Here is a 1,321-nt window from a genome sequence, read left to right as displayed (position 1 = left end):
GGGGGTGATGTCGGTGACGGGAGTGGCGAGCCGGGCGAGCACGAGGTCGCGGTCGGTACGGGGGACGAGTTCGACGATGTCCCGGACCTGACCCGCCGTGGTGGTGAGGTCGGTGCGGCCGACGGTGACGGTGGTTCTGAGGGCGGGCGGGCCGGCGGGGACGGTTGCCGGCTGGGCGGGATTGTCGGCGAAGCAGGAGGCGGCGGTGACGACCCAGTACGGGTCGACGAGCGCGCCGCTGCAGGACCGTGCGCCGGTGCCGATGTCCAGTTTGGCGGTGAAGGCGTAGGAACCCGCCGTCGCGATGTCACCGGCGACAGCACCGGCCGGCGTACCGGCAGGCAGGACACACGTGGCCGTGGCAGCAGTGACCAGCGCGGCTATCCACGTGGCGCGTGGGCGTGAGCGGAACATCAGGATCTCCCCCTTTGTCGGCCCTGGCGGCCTTGACAGCGTGTGGGCCTCGGTCACTGGGACGGGCTTGCTGAACCTGCACGGCGGGCGCCTGGCCGCCGCCCCCTCCTACGTCGATATCCCCGGCCGGCCCCGTGCGGCACGCACTGAACGCTTCCGGGGAGTCAGTACGAGAAGGACCATTTCTGGGTGGGGATGTTGTAGAAGGTCCACTGCTGGGCGCGGGCGCCGTCGGTCTTGAGCGAGTCGTCGATCTCCAGGACCTTGCCGCTGTTGCGGTTCTTCAGGGCGTAGCCGCCGACGGCGCTGACGAGGTCCCACTTCTGGGTGGGGATGTTGTGGAAAGTCCACTGTTGGGCGCGGGCGCCTTCGGCAGTGAGGGAGTCCTCGATCTCCAGGGCCTTGCCGCTGTTGGAGTTGCGTACCTCCCAGCCGTCACCGGCCCAGTGGAAGATCCAGCGGGCGGTTGGCAGGCTGTGGCAGGTCCACTGCTGGGCGGGGGCGCCATCGGTCGTGAGGGAGCTGTCGATCTCCAGGCACTTGCCGCTGTTGGTGTTGACGAGGGGGATCTTCCAGTCGACGGCGCGGGTCTGCTGGATCCAGGTCCCGAGGTCGTCGGTGCGGGTGTTGTAGGCGCCGGTGCGGGTGGTTTCGGTGGAGCCTAGGCAGCCGTTCTGCCAGGAGCGGCTGTTGAGGGCGGCGAGTTCGTAGTGGTCGCCGACCTGCCGTAGTGCGGGGCCGCCGGTGTCGCCTTTGCAGACGGTGGCGTCCGCCGGGGCCTTGGCGGTGATGGCGAGGCCGGTCGGGGCGACGGCGCCGACGGTGAAGAGGGCGCTGTGGAGCTTGTCGGGCACCCACTCGGTCCTGGTGCGGCCGTAGCCCGTCACCCGGAGTTCCTCACCGGCGG

General features: G+C 69.9%; 2 protein-coding genes. Both read right to left on the bottom strand.

The annotated features are described in order from the left end of the window. Window positions 1-414: trypsin-like serine protease (locus ABZ497_RS36815; protein ID WP_359812514.1), on the bottom strand; the 414-nt coding region annotated here is incomplete at its 3' end. A gap of 164 nt (window positions 415-578) precedes the next feature. Then, window positions 579-1,321: RICIN domain-containing protein (locus tag ABZ497_RS36810; RefSeq protein WP_359812511.1), on the bottom strand; the 743-nt coding region annotated here is incomplete at its 5' end.

The organism is Kitasatospora sp. NPDC005751 (assembly GCF_040630835.1).
Taxonomy (GTDB): Bacteria; Actinomycetota; Actinomycetes; order Streptomycetales; family Streptomycetaceae; genus Kitasatospora.
Note: the sequence above shows the minus strand (reverse complement) of the source record. Positions and strands in the feature narration are given on the sequence as shown.